16 protein-coding genes and 1 rRNA gene are annotated in these 24,133 nt (G+C 58.8%); 11 read left to right on the top strand and 6 right to left on the bottom strand.

Annotation, left to right across the window (positions count from 1 at the left end; genetic code table 11):
- Positions 1-97 (top strand): 5S ribosomal RNA (rrf, locus tag ACQ4V8_RS21060); the annotation flags it as partial.
- A gap of 131 nt (positions 98-228) precedes the next feature.
- Here the strand turns inward: rrf and uraH are convergent.
- Positions 229-582: a hydroxyisourate hydrolase gene (gene uraH / locus ACQ4V8_RS21065; protein WP_010395048.1), complete on the bottom strand. Its 354-nt coding sequence runs from the start codon at positions 580-582 to the stop codon at positions 229-231.
- Between the two features lie 121 nt (positions 583-703).
- Between uraH and puuE the strand changes: the two genes are divergently transcribed.
- The 10 genes from puuE to ACQ4V8_RS21115 all read left to right on the top strand — a co-directional run bounded on the left by puuE (position 704) and on the right by ACQ4V8_RS21115 (position 17,966).
- On the top strand, positions 704-1,657 hold the full coding sequence (puuE, locus tag ACQ4V8_RS21070; protein WP_010395049.1) for an allantoinase PuuE: 954 nt from the start codon (positions 704-706) through the stop codon (positions 1,655-1,657).
- Between the two features lie 99 nt (positions 1,658-1,756).
- Positions 1,757-3,223 (top strand): xanthine dehydrogenase small subunit, encoded by a 1,467-nt coding sequence (gene xdhA / locus ACQ4V8_RS21075; RefSeq protein WP_436572124.1) that lies wholly within the window; start codon positions 1,757-1,759, stop codon positions 3,221-3,223.
- Positions 3,224-3,233: 10 nt separating this feature from the next.
- Positions 3,234-5,579 (top strand): xanthine dehydrogenase molybdopterin binding subunit, encoded by a 2,346-nt coding sequence (gene xdhB, locus ACQ4V8_RS21080; RefSeq protein ID WP_010395051.1) that lies wholly within the window; start codon positions 3,234-3,236, stop codon positions 5,577-5,579.
- Positions 5,580-5,588: 9 nt separating this feature from the next.
- The gene (xdhC, locus tag ACQ4V8_RS21085; RefSeq protein ID WP_070345768.1) at positions 5,589-6,680 is read left to right on the top strand and encodes a xanthine dehydrogenase accessory protein XdhC; all 1,092 of its coding nucleotides are present in this window, start codon (positions 5,589-5,591) and stop codon (positions 6,678-6,680) included.
- Between the two features lie 9 nt (positions 6,681-6,689).
- Positions 6,690-8,006: a guanine deaminase gene (gene guaD, locus ACQ4V8_RS21090; protein WP_010395054.1), complete on the top strand. Its 1,317-nt coding sequence runs from the start codon at positions 6,690-6,692 to the stop codon at positions 8,004-8,006.
- A 43-nt stretch (positions 8,007-8,049) separates the two neighbouring features.
- The gene (locus ACQ4V8_RS21095) at positions 8,050-9,552 is read left to right on the top strand and encodes an adenosine deaminase family protein (protein ID WP_436572125.1); all 1,503 of its coding nucleotides are present in this window, start codon (positions 8,050-8,052) and stop codon (positions 9,550-9,552) included.
- 789 nt (positions 9,553-10,341) lie between these two features.
- Positions 10,342-13,788 (top strand): TonB-dependent receptor, encoded by a 3,447-nt coding sequence (locus ACQ4V8_RS21100; RefSeq protein ID WP_436572126.1) that lies wholly within the window; start codon positions 10,342-10,344, stop codon positions 13,786-13,788.
- A gap of 157 nt (positions 13,789-13,945) precedes the next feature.
- Complete coding sequence (locus tag ACQ4V8_RS21105) at positions 13,946-15,643, top strand: bifunctional metallophosphatase/5'-nucleotidase (protein WP_436572127.1); 1,698 nt, start codon at positions 13,946-13,948, stop codon at positions 15,641-15,643.
- A 17-nt stretch (positions 15,644-15,660) separates the two neighbouring features.
- Entirely contained in the window at positions 15,661-16,896 is a 1,236-nt protein-coding gene (locus ACQ4V8_RS21110) for a phospholipase D-like domain-containing protein (RefSeq protein ID WP_436572128.1), read from the top strand.
- Positions 16,897-16,898: 2 nt separating this feature from the next.
- Entirely contained in the window at positions 16,899-17,966 is a 1,068-nt protein-coding gene (locus tag ACQ4V8_RS21115; RefSeq protein ID WP_436572129.1) for a S1/P1 nuclease, read from the top strand.
- Positions 17,967-18,053: 87 nt separating this feature from the next.
- Here ACQ4V8_RS21115 and ACQ4V8_RS21120 read toward each other — a convergent pair whose 3' ends face one another.
- From ACQ4V8_RS21120 to ACQ4V8_RS21140, 5 genes are all read right to left on the bottom strand, one after another.
- Positions 18,054-19,025, bottom strand: a complete 972-nt coding sequence (locus ACQ4V8_RS21120) for an ABC transporter permease (protein WP_010395062.1) — start codon at positions 19,023-19,025, stop codon at positions 18,054-18,056.
- A 4-nt stretch (positions 19,026-19,029) separates the two neighbouring features.
- Positions 19,030-20,109, bottom strand: a complete 1,080-nt coding sequence (locus ACQ4V8_RS21125) for an ABC transporter permease (RefSeq protein WP_010395063.1) — start codon at positions 20,107-20,109, stop codon at positions 19,030-19,032.
- Positions 20,106-21,635 carry an ABC transporter ATP-binding protein gene (locus ACQ4V8_RS21130; RefSeq protein WP_010395065.1) on the bottom strand — a complete coding sequence of 510 codons (1,530 nt, stop codon included), beginning with the start codon at positions 21,633-21,635 and terminating at the stop codon, positions 20,106-20,108. Before ACQ4V8_RS21130 ends, ACQ4V8_RS21125 begins: the two co-directional genes overlap by 4 nt.
- Before the next feature lie 81 nt (positions 21,636-21,716).
- Positions 21,717-22,712, bottom strand: coding sequence for a BMP family lipoprotein (locus tag ACQ4V8_RS21135; protein ID WP_029496166.1), 996 nt, complete (start codon positions 22,710-22,712; stop codon positions 21,717-21,719).
- A 487-nt stretch (positions 22,713-23,199) separates the two neighbouring features.
- Positions 23,200-24,102, bottom strand: a complete 903-nt coding sequence (locus ACQ4V8_RS21140) for a LysR family transcriptional regulator (RefSeq protein WP_010395069.1) — start codon at positions 24,100-24,102, stop codon at positions 23,200-23,202.
- Positions 24,103-24,133 lie beyond the last annotated feature (31 nt).

Consider the following 24,133-nt stretch of genomic DNA (forward strand, 5'->3'; position numbering starts at 1 on the left):
AGTTGGTCCCACCCCTTCCCATCCCGAACAGGACCGTGAAACAACTTTGCGCCGATGATAGTGCTGCAACCAGTGTGAAAGTAGGTTATCGTCAGGCTTGTTATTTGGTGCAACAGCTCCCGGCTGTTACACCTAGAGAAAAACCCCGCCAGCAATGGTGGGGTTTTTTTTCGTCTGCCGGTTTTAGTAAAAGCAGCGCTATGCGCTGCCTTTATTGTTTAAGGTCGCTCAACTCCCTCGATAAGTCGAATACGACCATGGCGACACCACCAGCGGCACGTGGTAGTTTTCATCTGTATGCGCAATGCCGAAGGCCAGCGTCACCAGGTCGATGAAGCGTGGTGTCGGCAGATCGAGACCCTGGGCAGCGAAGTAGTCGCCTGCATTGAATACCAGTTCATACTGGCCAGCCTTCATGCTGTCGCCTTCCAGCAAAGGCGTGCTACAACGGCCGTCACTATTTGTCATATCCATCTTCAACAGTACTTTCCCTTCCGGCGCGACTGAAAACAAGGCCACCTTGACGCCGGCTCCCGGCCTGCCGTGGGCGATATCGAGTACATGCGTGCTGAGTTTTCCCATTTGCTATCCTGTATATAGGGTGAGTGAATGTGCTTATCGTGCAAATCATATACCGGTGACCGCGCCGGGCTATATGATTGGGCGTATAGCCAACATTGTCCTCCTATAGGCGCGCCTCCGCATGAACAATTACGAACATTATCCACGCGACTTGATCGGCTACGGCCGCACGCCACCGCATCCGCAATGGCCGGGCAAGGCCCGCATCGCGCTGCAATTCGTCCTTAATTACGAGGAAGGGGCGGAAAACAGTGTGCTGCATGGCGATCCCGCCTCGGAAACGTTCTTATCGGAAATCATCGGTGCTGCCGCTTTCCCTGCACGTCACCTCAGCATGGAGTCGATTTACGAATATGGCTCGCGTGCCGGACTATGGCGCTTGCTGCGCATGTTCGAGGAGCGGCGCCTGCCGCTGACCGTATTTGGCGTCTCGATGGCCCTGAAGCGCAATCCAGAAGCGGTGGCTGCGTTTCAGCAACTGGGACATGAAATCGCCTGTCATGGCTTGCGCTGGATTTCTTACCAAAACATGGATGAAGCAACGGAGCGCGAGCACATGCGCGTAGCCGTGCAAATCATCCGTGAATTGACCGGTGCCGCGCCGCAAGGCTGGTACACCGGACGCGATTCGCCCAATACGCGCAAACTGGTGGTGGAACATGGCGGTTTCCGCTATGACGCCGATTACTATGGCGATGACCTGCCATTCTGGGACAAGGTGGCGTACACGGATGCCGCCGGCATGCCCGCGGTGCAGCCGCAGCTGATCGTGCCCTATACCCTGGACACGAACGATATGCGCTTTGCCGCAATGCAAGGCTTTAATTCAGGTACGCAGTTTTTTGATTATTTGAAGGACGCCTTCGATGTGCTGTATGCGGAAGGTGATCCGAACGGCTTGAATCAGCCGAAGATGCTATCGGTGGGCTTGCATTGCCGCTTGGTGGGTCGCCCGGGACGGGCCGCAGCCCTGGCGCGCTTCCTCGACTATGTGCAGGGCCATGAGCAGGTGTGGATCACGCGCCGCATCGATATTGCCGAACATTGGCATGCGACGCATCCCTATACCGTTTGATCATTATTGAAATTGAATGATAAGTAAAATCAATCTTCAAATATAGTTGTCGCATATGCTGGTGTTAATCTCCTATACTGGGACTATACCGAGGCCAGCATGTCAGAACCTATCCGCTTTTACTACCGTGGTGCCGTACAGGAAGTACGCAACGCCGCCCCTACGCAGACTGTGTTGCAGCACCTGCGCGAGGATTTGCATTGTACGGGTACCAAGGAAGGTTGCGCCGAGGGCGATTGCGGCGCCTGCACGGTGCTCATCGGCAGCCTGGTCGATGGCCAGGTCGAGATGAAGGCCGTCAACGCCTGCATCCAGCTCATTCCCACCCTCGATGGCAAGGCCCTGTTTTCCGTGGAGGACTTGCAGCAGCCCGATGGCGCCTTGCACCCGGTGCAGCAGGCGATGGTCGAATGCCACGCTTCCCAGTGCGGCTTTTGCACGCCCGGTTTTGTCATGTCGCTGTGGGGCATGTATCTGGAGAAAAATGGCGCTAGGCCCACGCGCTGCGAAATCGACGACAGCCTGTCCGGCAATTTGTGCCGCTGCACCGGTTACCGCCCCATCATCGATGCTGCCAGGCGCATGGGCGAATTGCCGCATGTGACATTTGACCGCGCTGCGCTGGTGCAGCAATTGCAGGCCTTGCAGCGCGCTAGCCTGACTTCTTACGAGCACGGTGGTCAGCATTTCCACTCGCCGCGCAGCATCGATGAGCTGGTGGCCTTGCGCGCGGCAAAGCCGCAAGCGTGTTTGCTGGCCGGCTCTACCGACGTGGGCTTGTGGGTCACCAAGCAACTGCGCGACCTGGGCGACATCATTTATCTCGGTAACGTGGCTGCGCTGAAAAACATCGCCATCGTAGGCGACAAGCTGCATATAGGCGCTGGCGCCACCCTCAACGATGCCTATGCGGCGCTGTGCGTACATTATCGGCAAGAATTGTCGGAACTGTGGCAACGTTTTGCCTCCTTGCCCATCCGTAACGCCGGCACCCTGGGTGGCAATGTTGCCAATGGCTCGCCCATCGGCGACTCGATGCCGTGGCTGATTGCGCTGGGCAGCGAGATCGTGCTGCGCGGCCCCGGCGGCCAGCGTGTGATGCCGCTGGAAAATTTCTATCTGGCTTACCAAAAGAAAGACCTGCGAGCCGGAGAATTCGTCGAAGCCGTGCACGTGCCCTTGCCGCGTGCCGATGTGCATTTCCGCACGTATAAACTGGCGAAACGCTTTGACCAGGATATCTCGGCCGTATGCGCTGCGTTTGCCTTCCAGCTCGATGGCGAGCGCATCGTCGATGCGCGCATCGCCTACGGCGGCATGGCTGCCACGCCGCAGCGCGCCGCGCAAACCGAGGCGTTTCTGCGGGGGCAGGCGTGGACGCAAGACAATGTGCTCATTGCCATGCGCTTGCTGGCCGACGATTACGCGCCCCTGTCCGACATGCGCGCTTCGAATACCTACCGCATGACGACGGCGCAAAACCTGTTACGCCGCTTCTGGCTGGAGACACGCCCCGGTGCGCCTTTGCTGGGCACTGCCGTCAACGCCTATGCCTGCCGCGCCTGAAAGGACCAGCATGAACTATCCTGCCACGCCTGAGTTGCAAGCGGCCGCCTGGAGCGCCGTGGGTAAGTCCAGCCCGCATGAATCGGCGCAATTGCATGTGCTGGGGCAAGCGACGTATACCGACGATATTGCCCAATTGCAGGGTACCTTGCACGCGGCGTTGGGCCTGTCGCAAAAGCCGCACGCACGCATCAGTGCCATGGATTTGTCGGCCGTACGCGCCGCCGCCGGTGTTGTCGCCGTCTACACGGCGCAGGACATTCCCGGCACCAATGATTGCGGTCCCATCATCCATGACGACCCCATCCTGGCTTTTGATCTGGTGCAATACGTGGGCCAGCCCATCTTCATCGTGGTGGCCGATACGCACGACCATGCGCGCCGCGCGGCCCGCCTGGCGCAAGTGGCGTACGAGGAGTTGCCGGCGATTATGACGCCGCAAGCGGCCAAGGCGGCACAATCCTACGTGCTGCCGCCCATGCAGCTAACGCGCGGCAACTACCAGGCTGCGTTCGAGCAGGCGCCGCACGTCGTCAGGGGCCAGTTGTACGTGGGGGGGCAGGAACAGTTTTACCTGGAAGGACAGATTTCCTACGCCATCCCAAAGGAGGCACAGGGCATGCTGGTCTTGTGTTCGACCCAGCATCCGAGCGAGATGCAGCACGTGGTGGCGCATGCGCTGGGCGTGCATTCGCATAACATCACCGTCGAGTGCCGACGCATGGGCGGCGGTTTTGGCGGCAAGGAGTCACAGTCTGCCCTGTGGGCGGCGGCGGCATCGATTGCGGCAGCGAAACTGAAGCGTCCCGTCAAATTGCGCGCCGACCGCGACGACGACATGCTGGTGACGGGCAAGCGCCACTGTTTTTATTATGAATACGAAGTGGCTTATGACGACGCTGGCCGTATCCTTGCCGCCAAGGTTGACATGACCACGCGCGCCGGTTACTCGGCGGACTTGTCCGGCCCCGTCGCCACGCGCGCCGTCTGCCATTTTGACAACACCTATTACCTGTCCGATGTGGATATCCGCGCCGCCTGCGGCAAGACGAATACCCAGTCGAACACGGCCTTCCGCGGCTTTGGCGGGCCGCAGGGCGCCATTGCCATCGAGTACGTGATCGATGAAATCGCCCGCCACTTGCAACGTGATGCGCTCGACATCCGCCTGCTTAATTTTTATGGTCGCAATGATGCCGAGGGGCGTAACGTCACGCCTTACGGGCAGAAAATCGTCGATAACGTGATCCATGAACTCGTTGCCGAACTGGAAGACAGCAGCGATTACCGGGCGCGCCGCCGCGCCATCGATGCCTATAACGAGGCCAGCCCGGTCTTGAAGAAGGGGCTGGCACTCACGCCCTTGAAATTCGGGATCGCCTTCAATGTCACGCATTTGAACCAGGCTGGCGCCCTCGTGCACGTGTATGTGGATGGCTCAGTGCTGGTCAACCACGGCGGCACGGAAATGGGGCAGGGCATCAATACCAAGGTCATGCAGGTGGTGGCGCACGAACTGGGCCTGGACCTGGAGCGCGTGCGTGCCACGGCCACCGACACCAGCAAAGTAGCGAACACGTCGGCCACGGCAGCCTCGACGGGCGCCGACTTGAATGGCAAGGCGGCGCAGGATGCGGCGCACCAGATCCGTGAACGCCTGGCCGATTACGCGGTCAAACTGTATGGCGGTGAGGCCGCTTGCGTGCGCTTCTTCGATAACCATATCCATGTTAACGGCCATGTCGTGGCGTTTGCCGACCTGGTGCAGAAGGCTTATCTAGCTAGAGTGCAACTGTGGTCGGACGGTTTCTATGCTACGCCCGGCCTGTCGTGGGATGCGAAGACGATGACGGGCCATCCGTTTTCTTACTATGCGTATGGCGCAGCCGTCGCCGAAGTGGTGGTCGATACCTTGACGGGCGAATGGAAACTGCTGCGCGCAGACGCCTTGTACGATGCGGGCCAGTCGCTCAATCCAGCGATCGATCTGGGGCAGGTGGAAGGGGCATTTATCCAGGGCATGGGGTGGTTGACCACGGAGCAGCTGTGGTGGAATGCGGCGGGCAAGCTGATGACGCATGCGCCATCGACATATAAAATCCCCGGCATTTCCGATTGCCCGGAAGATTTTCGCGTCAAACTGTTCCAGAACCGCAACGTTGAAGACAGCATCCACCGTTCGAAAGCCGTGGGCGAGCCGCCGCTTTTGCTGCCGTTTTCCGTGTTCTTTGCCATTCGCGACGCCATTTCCAGCGTGGGCCATCATGCCGTGCAGCCGCCGCTGAATGCACCGGCTACCAGCGAGGAAATCCTCAAGGCCATCATGGCTGTGCAAGCGGCCGGCGTTGCTATTTAGGCGGCGATGATGAGCGACTGGCTGACAGCGATGGCGAACGGCACGCAGGCATCCGTGCTGGTGACGGTCGCCCTGGTGGAAGGTTCCGGGCCGCGCGAGGCGGGCGCGAAGATGTACGTCAGCCTTGATGGCCAGGTCGATACCATCGGTGGCGGTCACCTGGAATTGCGTGCCGTGGAAATCGCCAAGACCATGCTGTCCACGACAGAGACCCATGCGCGGCTCGAGCGTTTTGCGCTCGGTCCCAGCCTGGGACAATGCTGCGGCGGTGTCGTCCACCTGGTGTTCGAGCCGGTCGATGGCAGCTTGAAAGAGGTGCTGGCGAGTCTGCAGGAACGGCGCCAGCAAGATAGCTGGAAAGTCACGGCGCTCGATGGCGACAGTGTGTCGGCCCTGTTTGATGCTTCAGGACAATTTATCGCTGGCACGCCAGCGGGAGCGCCCGCTACGTTTCCGCGCGAGCGCGCGCGCCAGCACGATACGCATGTGGCGCAGGGCAGTGATGGGCGGCGCTGGCTGGTCGACCCATGCCTGGCGCCGCGCGCGCATCTGACGCTGTTCGGCGCCGGCCACGTGGGTGCCGCCATCGTGCGCGCGCTGGCCCACTTGCCCTGCACGATTACCTGGGTCGATGAGCGCGAAGACATGTTTCTTGCCGCGTTGCCGGCGGGGGTGCCAGACAATGTGCGCATCGCCGCCACCGATACGCCGGAGCAATTCGTCGCCATGGCGCCGCCCGGTGGCAGTTTTCTCGTCATGACCCACAGCCATGCGCTCGATCAACGCTTGACCCAAGCGATCATGGAGCGCGAGGACGCGGGCTGGTTCGGCTTGATCGGTTCGCACACGAAACGCAAGCAGTTCGAGCACCGCCTGCAGGCGCGCGGCGTACCGGAGCAGCGCATTGCCGCCATGGTCTGTCCGATTGGCATGCCCGGCATTCGCAACAAGGCCCCGGCCGTGATTGCCGCCTCCGTGGCCTGTCAATTACTCATGGTGTGGGAGCAGGCCGCTAGCGCGGCCCTGGCCGCACCGCTGCGGTTTGCCTCTGCCAGCGCGCCATCGCGCCGCCCGGCACGCGCCGCCATTTATCCCTTATAGAAAGAAGTCATGCCGATTGTTCCTGCCTCATTGCAAGCTTACCGTGCCAGCTTGCTGCACTTCCACGCCGATCCTGCTGTCACGGAGGACGCGCACGCCTGGCATGCGGATGGCTTGCTGATCGTCGCCGACGGCAAGGTCGTGGCAGCCGGCGATTACGCGCAACTGCTAGCGACTTTGTCGCCTGGCACGCAGATCGTCGATTACCGGGGCAAACTGATCGTGCCGGGCTTTATCGACACGCATTTGCATTTCCCGCAGACGGAAATGATCGCCTCGCCCGCTCCTGGTTTGCTGCCGTGGCTGGAAACATATACCTTCCCCACCGAGCGTGCGTTTGAAGACCCGGTGCACGCGCGTAATGTAGCCGAGTTTTTCCTCGATGAATTACTGCGCTGCGGCACCACGACGGCCATGGTGTATGGCAGCGTGCATCCGCAATCAGTGGACGCCTTCTTTGGCGCCAGCGAGGCGCGCGGTTTGCGCATGGTGGCCGGTAAGGTCATGATGGACCGTCATTGCCCCGAGTTCTTGCGCGACACGGCCGAGTCCGGCGCGCGCGAAAGCGAGGCGCTGATCCAGCGCTGGCACAAGCGCGGCCGCTCGCTGTACGCGATTACGCCCCGCTTCGTGCCGACCTCGACGAATGAACAGATGCACCTGGCTGGTGAACTGGCACGCGCTTATCCGGATACGTATTTGCAAACCCATGTGTCGGAAAACGAGGATGAATGCCGCTGGGTGCGCGAACTGCATCCGCAGGCGCGCAGCTACCTCGATGTGTATGATCAGTACGGCATGCTGCGCCCGCGCGCCATGTTTGGTCACTGCATCTGGCTCGATGAGCGTGACCGCGCGCGCATGGCGGAAACGTCTTCGGCGGCCGCCATTTGTCCCACCTCCAACTTGTTCCTCGGTAGTGGCCTGTTCGATTTCGAGCGGGCCGACGCGGCGAAAGTGCTGTTATCGCTGGCCACCGACGTGGGCGGCGGCACCTCGTTCTCGATGTTGCAAACCATGAACGAAGCCTATAAAGTAGCACGCTTGAAAGGCAGCCATCTGCCCGCCTTGCGCATGTTCTACCTGTCGACTCTGGGCGCCGCGCGCGCCATGCAACTGGAAGGCACGCTGGGCAATTTCGCCGCTGGCAGGGAAGCGGACTTCATCGTGCTCGACAAGCAGTCGACGCCGCTGCTCGAGCGCCGCACGGCCCGCTGTCAAAGTCTGGAGGAATTGCTGTTTGCCTTTGCCATGCTGGGCGACGACCGGGCCGTGGCCGCCACCTATTCTGGCGGGCAATGCGTGCATGTGCGGGGGCAGGGCTGACCTATTTGTTGTCCAATAAGAATTATCCTGAGCGAGAACAAGAATGCACAAGAAACTCATAGGCCTGGCGCTTGGCGCCGCGCTGGCATTGACCGGAACGGCGCAAGCAGCCAAGGCAGTGGCCACCCCGTCCGCCAACGAAGCGGCCACCGCGCGTCACTTTGCAGCCTTGCTGGCGGGTGCGCAGCCGAAGACAGCCGAGTTGAGTCTGTTCTTTTCCATGATGCCCAAGGGCGGCGATTTGCATCACCATTACTCGGGCGCCATTTACGCCGAGCAATTCCTCGATTGGGTCGATAAGGAAAACTATTGCGTCAACAAGACGACTTACCGCATCGAAAGCAATAAGGATGTCGTCGCTGCCGAGCGCGCCAAGCCATCCGCGCAGCGTGGCTGCCTGTCGTCCGAGGAAGTGTACGCCGATGCTGGCCTGTATGCGCAATTGCTGCAGCGCTGGTCGACCAAGGATTTCTATAACCACGGCGCCATCCAGACGCCGCCGGACCGCACTTTTTTTGATACCTTTGGCTACTTTGGCCCCGTCGCATCGAGCAACACGGCCGATGGCCTGAAAACCCTGAAGCAGCGCGCCATCGCGGAAAACCTCAGCTATATCGAGACGATTTTCGAGTTGTCGCCATTCGTGCAGAATGTGCAGTTCGACCAGCAGGTGCTGACACCGGGCTTGCAGCCGGCAGCGTTGCAAGCCGTGCTGGCCAACTGGACGCAGAGCCTGGAGCAAGACGCCAGCTTCCAGAAAAGCATTACTGCTTACAATGATAATGTGAATGCCAGCAGCGCTGGCATCGATGACGCCAATTTCACCATGCGTTACCAGGCGTATGTGCTGCGTTTCCTGTCGCCATCGCAAGTATATTCCTCCATGCTGGCGGCGTTCAAGGCGGCCAGCCTGAATCGTCTGCTGGTGGGCGTCAACATCGTCGGCCAGGAAAGCGTGAATGTCTCCATGCGCGACTACAGCCTGCACATGGAAATGTTCAAGTTCCTCAAGGCAAAATATCCGCACGTCAAGATCGCCCTGCACGCCGGCGAACTGGCATTGGGCATGGTGCCGCCGGAAGGCATGGCTTTCCACATCGCTGAAGCCGTCGACGTGGCCGGCGCCGACCGGATTGGCCACGGCATGGACATCGCCTACGAGCGCAATGCACTGGCGACCATGCAAAAGATGCGCGAACGGGGCATCCCCGTGGAAGTGAACCTGACCAGCAACGATTACATTCTTGGCATCAAGGGCCAGGCCCATCCGATTACCCTGTATCGCAAGTACGGCGTACCCTTCGTGATCTCCACCGATGACGCCGGCGTCTCGCGCAACACCTTGTCGAATGAATACGTATTGTTTGCCAGCCAGTACAAGACCAATTATGCGGAAATCAAAAAGCTGTCCTACAACAGCCTGCGTTATTCCTTCCTGGCACAAGCGGACAAGCAACGTTTGCTGAAAGCACTCGATGCCCGCTTCACTCGTTTTGAAGCGGACATTGCCGCCGCCGAGAAGGCCGGCAAGCTTGGCAAGCCGTAAGTTGTACGACGTTCTCAACTGATACCCTCAGGCGGCCGGATCTACCGGCCGTTTTCGATAGTCCTTCCAACGCGTAAAAATATTATTTTGTCAATTTTGTGGCTGCCATGCGACACAATTAACGGCAGATGCACGACTTTATCCAATTTCCTGGATGAATCAATTTCAAGTACATATTGCTCATTTATAATCACGCGCCATGAGCCCGGACGCTGTCAGACGATATCAATCCAACTAGTTCCTCTCTGCTATTTATACTGAAAATATATAAATATGTAAAAAAAAACGTATTTGTCATCCATTTTTTGATGATGCATAGTGGGATGCTCGTGATATTAAAAAGTTAAAATTAATATGGCTGATAGCGTATAAAGATGGGTATTTGCAGTAAATAAAGGTGAGATGCGGAGTGAAACAAACAGTTGCGCAGCTAAGTGACGACATTCCTCAGTATTTCGCCGCCGTGTCACAGTCTTGAAATATTTAACAATTACACTCGCGGCTTGCCATGTTAGCCGGGTAAGCCTGTCGGGTGAATGACACAGGTGTTAGCGCCCTGGGTCGTACGGATCGGTGGCTATTTTCCCGTCGTCATTGTCTGAATAGGAATAGTTGTGACGTGTGGAGCGGCGTTTGTGATGGTCTTGTCAGGACCACAGCCAGTCCAGCCGGCGTAACAGTTGCAGCATCGTAAAGAGGAAATCTTGTGTTTGTGTTGCTGTGCGGCGCAGCCGGACAGTTGGACAAGCCAGGATTTTCAAAAAATAATAGTCTTTTCTGGGGTTAAAGATGATCAATCACAAGCGACTTCGGCTAACGCAAATCGCGTTAAGCCTGTCTATTGCACTGGCGGCGGCACCATCGTTCGCACAGAACACTACGTCTTCCATCGGCGGCCGTATCTCGGCCACCGACGGCAAGCCGGCAGCTGGCGCCACTGTTACCATCGTACACATTGAATCGGGTTCCGTCAGCAATGTGACGACCGATGCGGAAGGCCGTTATGTCGCGCGCGGCTTGCGCGCTGGCGGTCCTTACGCCATCACCATCACCAAGAATGGTGAAGTGGAAAAACGCGAAGGCGTATACGTGCAGCTGGCTGAAACGGCCAATGTGGACGCCACCCTGGGCGCCCAGATGCAAACCGTAAGCGTCACCGGCAGCGCCGGCCGTTCGGATAAATTCAGCAAGTCCAACATGGGCGCTGGTACCAGCATCGGTCCTACGGAACTGGCCATGCAAGCGTCGATCCAGCGCAATCTGCAAGATTACGCCCGCTCCGACCCGCGTGTTTCGCAAACCGACAAAGAGCGCGGCGAATTGTCCGTTGCCGGTCAAAACTCGCGCTATAACTCGATGACCATCGATGGCGTAGCAGTGAACGACACCTTCGGCCTGGAATCGAACGGCAGCCCGACTGCAAAGCAACCGATTTCGATCGAGGCTATCCAGTCCGTGCAAGTGAACGTCGCCAACTATGACGTGACGCAAAAAGGCTATACGGGCGCCAATATCAATGCCGTGACCAAGTCCGGTACGAATGAATTCAAAGGCAGCGCCTATTTCGTCTTCCGTAACAACAAGATGGCTGGCGACCGCTATGACAATACCAAGGACACCTACAGCGCGCCAGAACCATTCCGCGAAACGACCAAGGGCGTGACCGCCGGCGGCCCGCTGATCAAGGATAAACTGTTCTTCTTCGCCAATAAAGAGCGCCTGGAAAGCACGCGCACTGCGCCGTCGTATGGCCCACTGGGCAGTAGCAAGACTAACGTCGGCATTACCGATGCTGCAATCGCTGCGGCACAAGCGATCGCCAAGAATAACTACAATGGCCTCGATATCGGCACCAACGCGATTCCAGCGGGCACCAAACTACTGGTGAACGATACCCTGTTGAAACTGGACTGGAATATTAACGACAACCATCGTGCCATGGTCCGTTATTCGAAAACTGACCAGTCCGAGCCTATGTTCCCAGGCGTGTCGGCCACTGGCCTGTCGCTCAATTCTTACTGGTACACCCAGAACAAGACGATCGAAACCGTTGTTGGCCAATGGTTTGCCGACTGGACGCCAAGTTTCTCGACTGAGTTCAAAGTCTCGTCGCGCGACTATGAAAGCACGCCAACGAACAACTCTCGTCTGCCAGCGATCGGCCTGCAGTTTACCGGCGCCAATCCTGCCGGTTCGCCAGCCGGCGTGCCGACGGATAACCGTTTCCTGAACTTCGGTACGGAAACGAGTCGTCAACTGAACGTCCTGACGACCAAGACCAAGGATGCCTACCTGGGCGCGAACTGGGCTTTGGGCGACCATGAAATCAAGTTTGGTGGCGATTACAGCAAGAACGATGTGTATAACCTGTTTGCTCAAAATATCAACGGCAATTACACCTTCAATTGCACGAATAGCTCGGCGACCTACAAGTACTCGTTCGGCAGCGTGTCCTGTGGCGGTGCGAACGCTTCGTCGCCTGAAATTATCCAGCAAGCTATCCTGGAGAACTTCCGCATTGGTCGCCCTAGCTCGTATCAGGTACAAATTCCTGTCGCGGGCGGTACGCTTGAGGGCGCCGCTGCCGATTTCAGCCTGAAAAATTATGGCTTGTTCCTGCAAGATGTATGGTCCGTCAACAAACGCCTGACCGTCCAGTATGGCGTGCGTATCGACAAAGCCGCCATTGGCGAGCGTCCTACGCGCAATGCGGCCGCATCGGCTTCGATGGTGGCTGGTGTTGCAACCGGCGGTCGCACGGGTTTGGGTGGTACCGCGCAAACTGGCGGCTTTGGACTGGATAATACCCAGACCATTGATGGCCAGACCCTGGTGCAGCCGCGCGTCGGCTTCAACTATACGTTTGACAGTGCCCGTCCGACGCAAATCCGTGGCGGTGCCGGCCTGTTCCAAGGTGCGGCAGCGACCGTCTGGATGTCGAATCCATTTTCAAACACCGGCATGGCAACCCGTGTTGTTGGTTGCGGCGGCAGCTTCAAGCCATGTGCAACTGTAGGCGGCCTGTTCAACCCTGATCCTGACAAGCAGCCAACTAATCTGGGAAATGCCGCAGCCAACGTCGACTTCCTGTCGTCCAACCTGCGCCAGCCATCGATCTGGAAAGCCAACTTGGCGTTCGAGCATGAATTGCCATGGATGGGTCTGGTCGTCGGCGCAGAGTACCTGCGTACGAAGAACAAGGATGCGATTTACTATGAACACCTGAACTTGGGTACGCCGACGGCAACCGGTTCGGATGGACGTAATCTGTACTACTCGGCCAACGCCTACAATACGGCTTGCTGGACCGCTACTGCCTCGCTGAGCTCATCGGCCAATCCTATTTGCTCGGGCGCTGTTTCGCGTGCCTTGAAAAACACCGATTACAACAACGTACTCGTTGCCAAGAAAACGGACAAGGGCGAAGGCAATCTGGTCACACTGTCGCTGAGCCAGCCAATGACCAAAGGCTTCGGCTGGTCGGTTGCCTATACCTACACGGATGCAACGGAAGTGTCGGCACTGACGTCGTCGGTCTCGAACTCGAGCTTCAACTCGCGCAGTATCTTCAATCCAAATGAAGAAGTGGCGGCGAACTCGGGCTACCTGGTGAAAGACCGTATCAATGCCATGGTCAATTGGCAAAAACGTTTCTTCGGCACGTATAAAACAAGCTTCGGCCTGTTCTATGAAGGCCGCAAGGGCAAGCCTTACAGCTGGACCGCCAACAATGACTTGAACGGCGACGGCGTGCAAGGTAACGACCTGATGTACATTCCATCGAAACCAGGTTCGGGTGAAGTGGTATTCCGTAACGATACCGCGACCAACCATGCCAACGAAGATCGCTTCTGGGCTTTCGTCAACAGCAACCCGGATCTGAAAAAATCCGTCGGTGGTGTCGCTACGCGTAATGGCAGCTTTGCGCCATGGACCAACAGCTTCGACATGCGTATCAGCCAGGAAGTGCCAGGCTTCTTCAAAGGCAATAAAGGCGTCTTCACGATGGACTTCTTCAACGTGGGCAACATGATCAACCGCAAGTGGGGCCGTATCAATGAAATCGGCTTCCAATCCGGTGGCGGTCAGGCACGCAGCTTTGTTGACTTCGCAGGTCTCGATGCTCAAGGCCGTTACATCTACCAAGTCCGCGACAAAGTGGAAAACTATGATGTGCGTCAAAACAAGGGTGAGTCCCAATGGGCAATCCAGGCTACGGTCAAGTACGAGTTCTAATCTCGACGCTTGATTGATGTTGAAAACGGCTGGTGGCGACACCGGCCGTTTTTTCGTTTATGTTCTGCTTTCTTGTCATCCTCGGATGGGCTTGTGGCGCGCGGCGTCCCCCCGGAAGAGATAGCATTTTTTGAATACTAATAACCATGTGGGGACCATGAAACACCATCTGACACCACTCGCCGCCGCGGCGGCCCTGACCCTGCTGCTGGCTGCCTGCACCACGCCTGCCACGCCAACCGCAGCCCCCGTCGCTATCAACCTGGTCGCCCTGAACGATTTTCACGGCAACCTCGACCGCAGTACATTTACTTACACGAGCGCCGCCGATGCCGGGCGCAAGACGGTGCAGGCGGGCGGCATCGATACCTTGTCCGGCGCGTTGACGGCGTGGCGGCGCGAAGATGCGCAGCTGATTTTTGTCGGCAATGGCGACTTGGTGGGCGCCAGTCCGGCCATGTCGGCGCTGTGGGCCGATGAACCGAGCATCGTGGCCATGAACATGCTGGGCATGAAGGCCAGTTCGGTCGGCAACCATGAATTTGACCAGGGCAAGGCGGAACTGCTGCGCCAGCAGCGCGGCGGCTGCGAATCCGTGCGCGCCGACAAGGCATGCAAGTTCACGCCCGATTTCAAGGGCGCCAGCTATACCTATATGGCCGCCAATGTCATCGATACACAAACGGGCAAGTCGCTGTTGCCAGCCTACCGCATTGAAGAGGCGCATGGCGTCAAGGTGGGCTTGATCGGCGCCGTGCTGAAAGATACGCCATCCGTGGTGACGGCCGCCGGCATTGCTGGTCTGCAATTCGGCGATGAGGCTGACGCCATCAACGCTACCTTGCCGCAGTTGCGCGCGCAAGGCGTGGGCGTGTTCGTCGTGTTGCTGCATCAGGGCGGCGAGACGAAGGAAGCCGTCGACCAGCCCGATTGCAGCCACCTGAAAGGCGAAGTGGTCGACGTGGTGAAACGTCTCGATCCGGCGATTCAACTGGTCATCAGCGGTCATTCGCACCAGGGCTATCTGTGCCGTGTCGATGGCCGGCTGGTGACGCAGGCGCAGATGGGCGGACACATGTTGACGCGCATCAAGCTCAAGGTTGATCCCGTCAAGAATGCGCTGATCGATGCCAGCGCACAAAACGTCGTCATGCTGCCCGGCATGTATGCGCCGGACCCGGCCGTGGCCGCCTATCTGGAATCGGTGAAACAGCGCAGTGCGCAAGAATTGTCGCGTCCCGTGGCCGCCATCGCCGTGCCTATCGTGGGCCGCAGCACCAAGGGTAGCGGTGCTTCGCCGCTGGGCGACCTGGTGGCCGACAGCACCCTGTTCGGCGCGCTCTCTGCCGGTGCACAAATCGGCCTGATGAATAATGGCGGCATCCGCAAGGACCTCGAAGCGGGCGCCGACCTGATGACGAACGTGGGGCAGAACCAGGCGGTTGTCCCGTTCGGCAATACCCTGATCGTGGTCAGTCTGTCCGGCGCGCAAATGCGCACCTTGCTCGAGCAGCAATGGCCGGGCGAAGAGGCAGGCGAGGGCAATCTGCTGCAGGTGTCCGAAGGTTTCAGCTATCGCTGGGACAGCACGCAGCCCCAAGGCCAGCGCGTGCTGCCGGGCAGCATCATGCTCAATGGCATTGCTCTTGAAGACCATCAACAATACCGCGTCGCCGCCAACAGTTTCCTCGCTGGCGGCGGCGACCGCTTTACCGTGCTGGCAGCCGGCACGCGCCGGCTCGACACGGGCGTGCGCGACATCGACGCCTTCAGCAATTACCTGATAGCCCGCGCGCGCGCCGGCAAGCCCGCTGGCAGCGCCACGGCGGCCGGGCGCATTGTGCGCGTCAAATAACTCTACAAGGAAAAACCATGCGTCGCTTATTTGCTTCCGTTCTTGTTTCGAGCCTGTTCGCAGGCACGGCGCACGCCGATTTCAGCATACCCGGCTTTGAACTCGTGCATACCTCGCCGGTGGAAACCAGCTTGACCAATCCCGACCTGCGCGAGCCCGTTGCCGTGTGGAGCGAGCTGTTCGATTCAGCCAAAAAAGAGATCGTCATCGCCCAGTTTTACGCCGTCAGCAAGCCCGGCACGGCTTTTGAAAAAGTGCTGGCCAGTTTGACGGCCGCTGGCCAGCGCGGCGTGAAAATCCGCTTCCTGCTGGACCAGAAGGGCGTGGGCCTGTCGGAAGCGGCGACCATCGCCCAGCTCAAGGCGATTCCCAATCTGGACTTGCGCCTCATCGACTTCAATAAAATTACGGGCAACGGCATCGTGCACGCCAAATACCTGGTCGTCGATGGCCAGGTGGCGTATATCGGCAGCCAGAATTTCGACTGGCGCTCGTTCGAGCACATCCATGAAACGGGCTTGAAGATCACGCAAGCCGCCATGGTGAGCCAGGTGCAAGCCATCTTCGAGCAGGATTGGCAAGCCCAGGCGTTGACGTCGCAAGGCGGCCGCGCCACGGTGCTCAACAGCAAGGTCGTGCAGGCCAATTACGCGCAAAATGCATTCCTGCTGGCCAGCCCGAATGCCTATAACCCGGCCGGCGTGGGCGACTCGGAAACGGGTTTGCCCGCCTTGCTGGCGGAAGCGAAAAGCGAAGTGCGCATCCAGTTGCTCGATTACGCGCCGCTGTCGTACGGCCCGAACCGCACGCGTCCGTACTACGCCGTGATCGACAATGCCGTGCGCGCAGCCGCCCAGCGTGGGGTGAAAATCAAGCTGATGGTGTCAAGCTGGAATACGGAAGCGCCGGCTATTGCCTACCTGAAAAGCCTGGCCCTGGTACCGAATGTGGAAATGCGCATCGTGACGATTCCTGCCGCCTCGACGGGTTTCATTCCATTTGCGCGCGTGATCCACAGTAAGACCATGAGCATCGACGGCAAGCTGGCCTGGGTCGGCACGAGTAACTGGGCCGGCGGCTATTTTGACTTGTCGCGCAACCTGGAAGTGGTGCTGCGCAACGAGCAGATGGCACAGCGGATTGCCGCGCTGCATGAGCAGACGTGGAGTTCGGTCTATGCGCAGCCTATCGACATCAATAAGCGGTATCCGAAACCGGCGAAAGCCGCGCCGCAAGACAAGGAGTCGTCGTGAGCATGAAAAAATTAATCTGCGTGCTGGCGCTGGGCGCCGCCTTCACCTCCGGCAATGTGCTGGCCTGGGGCAATGACGGTCACCGCGCCGTGGGGGCCATTGCCGATCAATTGCTCAAGGGTAGTGCCGCCCAGCTTCAGGTGGCCAAGTTGTTATTGCCGGGCGAAAGCCTGGAAAAGATCGCCAACTGGCCCGATTGCGTGAAGGGCACGTATTGCGGCCCGCAATCGCCGGAAATGCTGAGCTATGTGGCGGCAAATCCCAAACATGGTGAATATCATTACACCAACGTGCCATTCCAGAACGCGCACTACCATGATCATGGCGTGGGCACGGCCGACGACGATATCGTGCAAACCTTGAAACGGGCGATTCTGGTATTGCAGGGCAAGGCTGATGCGCTCAGCAATCCGCACGGTTTCAGCCAGCGCGAAGCGCTGATCTTGATCACGCATCTGGTGGGCGATATTCACCAGCCTTTGCATGTGGGCAATGCGTTTCTCGGCAAGGATGGTCAGTTTTTCGTGCCCGCCACGCAGGCGCAGATCGACGACGTCAGCATTTTCAATGCACGCGGTAGCAATGATTTGTTGCTCGACGATGCGAAGGTGACGGCGCTGTCGGAGGCCCTGATTCCTGCGCCGCTGCCGGTGCAAGAAGGCATGGCGAAAGCGCCTGCCTATCCGAAGTCGCCCACCAAGCCCTTGCACTCTTACTGGGACAGTACGGTAGTCGATTACGCCATGCGCCGCCTGAGCACGCGCACGCCACAGCAGTTTGCCAGTACGGTGATCAGCAGCCAGCCACAAGTGAGCCGCAATACGGGCGAGCCCGTTACCTGGCCGTATCAGTGGGCCGATGCCTCGCTGGCGGCGTCCAAGGTTGCTTTCACGGATGTGCGAGCCGGTCCGGCCATGCCGCAGACCAGCCGCAAGGGCGAGCTCTACCATGTGTGGGCTTTGACGGTGCCAGATTACTATCCGGTGCCCAGCTCGGCGCTGGCGAAGCAGCAGCTGATCGAGGCGGGCTATCACCTGGCTGCCGTGTTGCAGGCGATCTGGCAAGAATAAGCTGGGTAATGGACAGCGATATGCAAAAACCCCGCAAGTTGCTTAGCAACTTGCGGGGTTTTTGCATTGCTCAGTGCACCCTGAAACTTAGCGCGATTTGACGAACGGTATGCCGATAGCCTTGGGGGCGATGGACTTCGCCATCAAGCCTGCCAGCACGATCACGGTGACCACGTACGGCACCATCTGGATCAGCGAGCCTGGGATGCGGCCCACGACCGGCAAATCCACGCCTTCGATCTGGATCTGGATGGCGGCGAAGAAGCCGAACATCAAGCAGCCGAGGAAAGTGTAGATGGGGCGCCAGTTGCCGAACACCATCGCCGTCAGGGCCAGATAGCCGGCGCCGGCCGACATGTCGCGCAGGAAGAAGCCGCTTTGCACGATGGCCAGGTAGGCGCCCGAGAACGAGCACAGGATGCCGGCCACCAGCATGGCCAGGTAGCGCGTCGCTTCCACGCTCACGCCGGCCGAGTCGGCCGCATGCGGGTTTTCGCCGCAGGCGCGCAGGCGCAGGCCGAAGCGCGTGTGGTACAGCAGCCAATGCACGAGTGGTATCAGCAGGAATGCCACATACACGAGGATGGAATGGCCGCCGATCAGGTGGGCATACACCCAGCCGATGACGGGAATGTGCTCCACGTACTGTGTGCCAGGCAAGACCACGTCAAACAGCCGCGCCGAACCGAGGTCGGGCGTGCGCCCGCCCTGCTGGAAGAAAAATTGCGCCAGAACAAAGGTCAGGCCGCTCATGGCGATGTTGATGGCCATGCCGGCCACCAGCTGATTGCCCTTTTGCGTGATGCTGACATAGGCTTGCAGCAAGGCCAGGGCGACGCAGACGAGCATGCCCGCTGCCATGCCGTAATACGGGTTTTGCGTGGTGTAGGCTACGGCAGCGGAAGCGAAGGCACTGGCCAGTATCTTGCCTTCCAGGCCGATGTCGATCATGCCGCTGCGTTCGGCGAACAGGCCGGCCATGGCGGCAAAGATCAGGACGGGCGCATTGCGCACGGTCGATACCAGGATGCTGGCGAAATGAAAGTCGTCGAGTGTCATGGTGTTAGCCTTTGGTGCGCTTGAGCAGGGCGGAAATGGCCGGTGCGTAGAAGTTTTCCATGGCGCCGCAGAACAGGATGATCAAGCCCTGGATGAAAATGAAGGTTTCCGTCGGGATATTTGGTTTTTCCAGCGACAAATCAAAACCGCCCTGTATCAGCGCGCCAAACAGCACGGCCGATAAAAAGATGCCGACCGGATGCTGGCGGCCCATCAGGGCGATGGCGATGCCGATGAAGCCGGCGCCACCGACGAAATTGAGCGACAGATAATGCGTCGAACCCATGATGGAATTGACGGAACCGAGGCCGGCCAGCGCGCCGGAAATGAGCATGACGATGATGATCATCTTGCTGATCGACACGCCCGCATAGTGGGCCGCATGCTTGTTGAGACCCGTGGCGCGCAGCTTGAAGCCCCACGACGAGCGCCAGACCATCACGCCGTAAATCACCAGCGCGGCAATCGCCAGCAAGAAACTGATGTTCAGCGGGGTGTCGCCCAGTGCCGGGAACCAGGTGGAGAGGCGCGGCATTTCGCCGCTTTCCGCAAACACGCGGCTGGCCGTGTTTTGCTCGCCCGGCGGAATCAGGTATTTCACGATCACGAAGTTCATCAGACTGGCGGCGATGAAATTGAACATGATGGTGGTGACCACGATATGGCTGCCGCGCTTGGCTTGCAGATAGCCGGGCAGCAAGCCCCACAGCGCGCCGAACAGCGCCGCGCCCAGCATGGCGGCGGGAATCAGCAGCCAGGCAGGCAGGGTCTGGTCGAAGGCCAGCATGGCCACCGTCAAGCCCAGGCCGCCGATATACATTTGGCCTTCGGAACCGATATTGAACAAGCCGGCCTGCATTGCCACGGAAACCGACAGGCCCGTGAAGATGAAGGTGCTGGCGTAGAACAGGGTGTAGCTCAAGCCTTCCGGATTGAGGATGGCGCTGTTGACGAGGATACCCAGCGATTCGGCCGGGTCCTCGCCCAGCATATAAATGACCAGGGCTGCGACCAGCAAGGCCGACAGCAGGTTTAACATGGGCATGACAAAGGCTGTCGCCCAGCGTGGCAAGTCGTTATTCATGATTTATGCATTCCCCCCATCAGCAGACCGATGCGGGTGGTATCGAATTCTTCAATTTTCAGTTCGCCGGTGATGCGTCCGCCGCACATGACCAGAATGCGGTCGGCCAGCGCCCGCACTTCTTCCAGTTCGACGGACACCAGCAGGATCGCCACGCCCGCGTCGCGCAGAGCCAGCAATTGCGTATGGATGCTTTCGATGGTGCCGATATCGACGCCGCGCGTGGGCTGGCCCACCAGCATCAGTTTCGGCTTGGCCAGCACTTCGCGCGCGATCACCACCTTTTGCTGGTTACCGCCCGACAGCAGGCCTATGCGCAAGTCCGGGTTCGCCGGGCGTACGTCGAAAGTCTTCAGCAGCTCCGCGCAGCGCGCGCCGATGGCCTTGAAGTTGAACAAGCCCCAGCGGTTTTTCAGCTGGTCCTGGTAGCCGAGGATGGTGTTTTGCATGACGGAGAAATTTTTCACCACGCCATCGCGTAAGCGGTCTTCCGGAATGTGGGCGATGCCCAGTTCGCGGAAGGCCAGCGGCAAGCCATCGGCATCAGTACGCTTGCCAAATGGCAAGTCCTTGTCCAGGAAGCGCAGCTTGCCCGAGGTGGGCAAACGCATGCCCGACAGGATTTCCAGCAGTTCGCTCTGGCCATTGCCGGAAACACCAGCGATGGCGACGATTTCGCCGGCGCGCAAGTTGAAGCCTATGTCGGCCAGCAACTTGACTTGCTGCGCGTCGGCCAGTTGCAAACCGTCCACTTCCAGCACCGTGGCGCCCGGATTGTAGGGCGCGCGTGGCAGATGACTCTGGATAGGGCGGCCCACCATCATATTGGCCAGTTCCTCTTTCGAGGTGCTTGCCGTGGTAACGGCGCCCACCACCGTGCCGCCGCGCATGACGGTGACGCTATCGGTGATTTCCAGGATCTCTTGCAGCTTGTGCGTGATCAGGATGATGGTCTTGCCTTGCTCCTTGAACAGGCGCAAGATTTCAAACAGCGAGGCCGTTTCCTGGGCCGTCAGCACGGCTGTCGGCTCGTCGAGGATCAGGATGTTGGCGCTGCGATAAATCTGCTTGAGGATTTCCACGCGCTGCTGCGCCCCGACGGACAGGTCTTCGATCTTCGCCAGCGGGTCGACGTCGAGGCGGTAGCGCGCGCAAATGTCGCGCAATTTGGCTTCCGCTTCGATGCGGTGGCTGGCCAAGCGAAAACCGCCTTCCGTGCCCAGCATGATATTGTCGAGGACGGTGAAATTCTCGACCAGCATGAAATGCTGGTGCACCATGCCGATACCGAGATTGATCGCTTCCTGGCTGTTGCGGATAGGCTGTACTTTTCCGTCGAGCAAGATTTCTCCGCCGTCGGCACGGTAATACCCGTACAGGATGCTCATCAAGGTCGATTTGCCGGCGCCATTTTCCCCCACCAGGCCGTGGATACTGCCCTTGGCGATGGAAAAACTGACGTCGGCGTTCGCCTTCACATGTCCAAAATGCTTGGAAATGCTGCGAAATTCTACTGCTGGCTGCATAGGTTCATAACTGGATAGTTTCATGGAAACGCGCCGCGCGGAGACAGGCCCCGGCGGCGCGCTAAAAGATACGGAGAAAAATTAAACCGGGCAGCTGCTGCCGACGCGGTAATCGATCACTTTGATCTTGCCATCGATAATGTCCTTACGCGCACCCAACACGCGCTTCTCGATTTCTGGCGTAATCAGCTTGCGGTTGTTGGCATCGAGCGCCCAGTCCACGCCGCCTTCTTTCAAGCCTTTATAGCTGACGCCACCCTTCCAGGTGCCGTTCTTGACTTCCATGAAGCTGTCGTAGACGGTGTTGTCGACGCGCTTGACCATCGAGGTCAGGATGCTGCCTGGGTACAAATGGTTCTGGTTCGAATCGACGCCGATGGCCAGCTTGCCTTTTTCCTTGGCCATTTGCAGCGTGCCCATGCCGCTGCCGCCGGCGACGGCGAAGACGACATCGACGCCGCGCTCGAATTGCGAGCGGGCCAGTTCGCCACCCTTGGCCGGGTCGTTCCAGGCGCCGGACGTGGTGCCGACCATGTTTTGCGTGATTTCCGCCTTGGCATTGACGGCCTTGACGCCTTGCGCGTAGCCGCAAGCGAAGTTGCGGATCAGGGGAATATCAATGCCGCCGATGAAGCCGACCTTCTTGCTCTTGCTGGCCATGGCCGCAGCCACGCCCACCAGGTAGGAGCCTTCTTCTTCCTTGAAGACGACGGAATTGACGTTGCTGCCGGTGGCCTGGCCGTCGATCAGCACGAATTTGACGTTCGGGAATTCCTTGGCGACCTTTTGCACGGCTTGCGTTTGCGCAAAGCCGATGGCAGCGATCATGTCGAGTTTCTTGCGGGCCAGGCCACGCATGACTTGTTCAGCCTGCGTATCGCTCGAGGCCTGCACTTCGATGAAGGAAATGCCCGTGTCTTTTTTGAAGCGCGAGGCGCCTTCGAAAGCGGATTGGTTGAACGACTTGTCGAACTTGCCGCCCGCGTCATACACGACACCCAGTTTTGGGGTAGCCGCGGACGCTTGAGCAGCTAAAAATGCAGCTGCGATCGTCAAACTAAATTGTGTAAGTTTCATGAGTGGCTCCTGGAAGATCGATATTGTATATTTTTTATAGGTCAAACATATAATTTGGGGCCGATTTAGCCTGTTTTTGATGCACGAGCTGATAATTCCTTATCAACATTGCACCGTATTGCACAAGATTATGCACAAGATGATTGCTGGCTTCGTGTATTTCCCCGCCATCAGTGTGATGCTCACGCAACAGTCGCGCCCCGTCTCTTTTATAGTGACAACATCGAATGGGGCTGCCGGAGCGGGCTGGAATACGCCGTCAGCTGACGCGCAGGGCAGGCGCAGGACCGGCGCCACGATGGGCGTCCGGTTCACTATGCATCATGCTAGATATGTATGACAAATACGTTTTTGTTTGGCTATTTATATGATAGCCATATAAATTGGAATGCAAACCCAAAACGAAGGGTTGGAGTCGGACCCTGAGTCCGACCCGGTCTTGCTGCTTTTCGGGTTGGCGTTGCTTGCTGACACTTGAGGCTTTGCCTCAATTCGCTGGGGGATTGAGGATATTGAGGAAGGCCCGCACGACGGGAGCGTCGTCGAGCGTGGTATAGCTGATGTACAGGTTGGCCGATGGCGGATTGGTCTTGATCGGCAGGAAGACGACGCCGGGCCAGCCGATGCGGCTCGTCGTTTCCGGTACCAGGGTGACGCCCAGGCCCGCGCCCACCATGGCCAGCAGGGTTTGCGGTTCGCTCGCTTCCTGAAAGATCACGGGTTCGAAACCGGCATTGATGCAGCATTGCACCAGGTAGCGGGGAAAGGCGGATTTATCGAGGTTGAGGGTGAGCATGGGCTCAAGGGCGATGTCGATCAGCTCGATGGCCGTGTTTTTCGCCAGCGGATGGTGTTCGTTGACGGCCACGCACACGTTTTCGCGAAAGCATAGTTCCTGGCGTAAATTATCGTGACGCAAGTCGTCGTCGTTGAGCTTGGGTTCGCGCCAGAAACCTACATCGATTTGCTTGGCGCGCAAGGCTTCGTATTGCACCGTGGGACCGAGTTCGTGGATGGTCCAGGTGACGCGGGGAAATTTGCTTTGGAACTCTTCGAGCAGGCTGGGGATGGGGCCCCACATGGCCGAGCCGACGATGCCGACGCGCAAGCGGCCCACTTCGCCACGGTCGATCTGGCGGATGGTGTCGATGGTCATGCGCATCTTGGCCAGCAGGTCGGCCGCCTCTTGCATCAGCGCCTTGCCGGCCACGGTCAGCTCGAACGTGCGCGTGGTGCGCGCAAACAGGCGCACGCCCAGTTCGCTTTCCAGTTTCATGATCTGCTGGCTCAGGGGCGGCTGCGAGATATGCAGGCGCTCGGCAGCGCGGCTGAAGCTTTTCTCCTCGGCAACGGCAAGAAAATACTTTAACTGTTTCAGATCGATGGACATGCTTTCCTTGGCGTTGCGTGTTGCTAGGCGA

It is taken from the genome of Janthinobacterium paucivorans (genome assembly GCF_051380805.1).
In the GTDB taxonomy this organism is placed as follows: Bacteria; Pseudomonadota; Gammaproteobacteria; order Burkholderiales; family Burkholderiaceae_D; genus Janthinobacterium; species Janthinobacterium lividum_D.

Bases quoted from the DNA above. Each gene is read 5' to 3' on its own strand.
- ACQ4V8_RS21130 (WP_010395065.1), bottom strand. From the start codon at position 21,635: ATGCAGCCAGCAGTAGAATTTCGCAGCATTTCCAAGCATTTTGGACAT.
- ACQ4V8_RS21095 (WP_436572125.1), top strand. From the start codon at position 8,050: ATGCACAAGAAACTCATAGGCCTGGCGCTTGGCGCCGCGCTGGCATTG.
- xdhB (WP_010395051.1), top strand. From the start codon at position 3,234: ATGAACTATCCTGCCACGCCTGAGTTGCAAGCGGCCGCCTGGAGCGCC.
- ACQ4V8_RS21115 (WP_436572129.1), top strand. From the start codon at position 16,899: ATGAAAAAATTAATCTGCGTGCTGGCGCTGGGCGCCGCCTTCACCTCC.
- ACQ4V8_RS21135 (WP_029496166.1), bottom strand. From the start codon at position 22,712: ATGAAACTTACACAATTTAGTTTGACGATCGCAGCTGCATTTTTAGCT.
- guaD (WP_010395054.1), top strand. From the start codon at position 6,690: ATGCCGATTGTTCCTGCCTCATTGCAAGCTTACCGTGCCAGCTTGCTG.
- ACQ4V8_RS21140 (WP_010395069.1), bottom strand. From the start codon at position 24,102: ATGTCCATCGATCTGAAACAGTTAAAGTATTTTCTTGCCGTTGCCGAG.
- xdhA (WP_436572124.1), top strand. From the start codon at position 1,757: ATGTCAGAACCTATCCGCTTTTACTACCGTGGTGCCGTACAGGAAGTA.
- ACQ4V8_RS21120 (WP_010395062.1), bottom strand. From the start codon at position 19,025: ATGACACTCGACGACTTTCATTTCGCCAGCATCCTGGTATCGACCGTG.
- ACQ4V8_RS21110 (WP_436572128.1), top strand. From the start codon at position 15,661: ATGCGTCGCTTATTTGCTTCCGTTCTTGTTTCGAGCCTGTTCGCAGGC.
- puuE (WP_010395049.1), top strand. From the start codon at position 704: ATGAACAATTACGAACATTATCCACGCGACTTGATCGGCTACGGCCGC.
- ACQ4V8_RS21100 (WP_436572126.1), top strand. From the start codon at position 10,342: ATGATCAATCACAAGCGACTTCGGCTAACGCAAATCGCGTTAAGCCTG.
- ACQ4V8_RS21105 (WP_436572127.1), top strand. From the start codon at position 13,946: ATGAAACACCATCTGACACCACTCGCCGCCGCGGCGGCCCTGACCCTG.
- uraH (WP_010395048.1), bottom strand. From the start codon at position 582: ATGGGAAAACTCAGCACGCATGTACTCGATATCGCCCACGGCAGGCCG.
- xdhC (WP_070345768.1), top strand. From the start codon at position 5,589: ATGAGCGACTGGCTGACAGCGATGGCGAACGGCACGCAGGCATCCGTG.
- ACQ4V8_RS21125 (WP_010395063.1), bottom strand. From the start codon at position 20,109: ATGAATAACGACTTGCCACGCTGGGCGACAGCCTTTGTCATGCCCATG.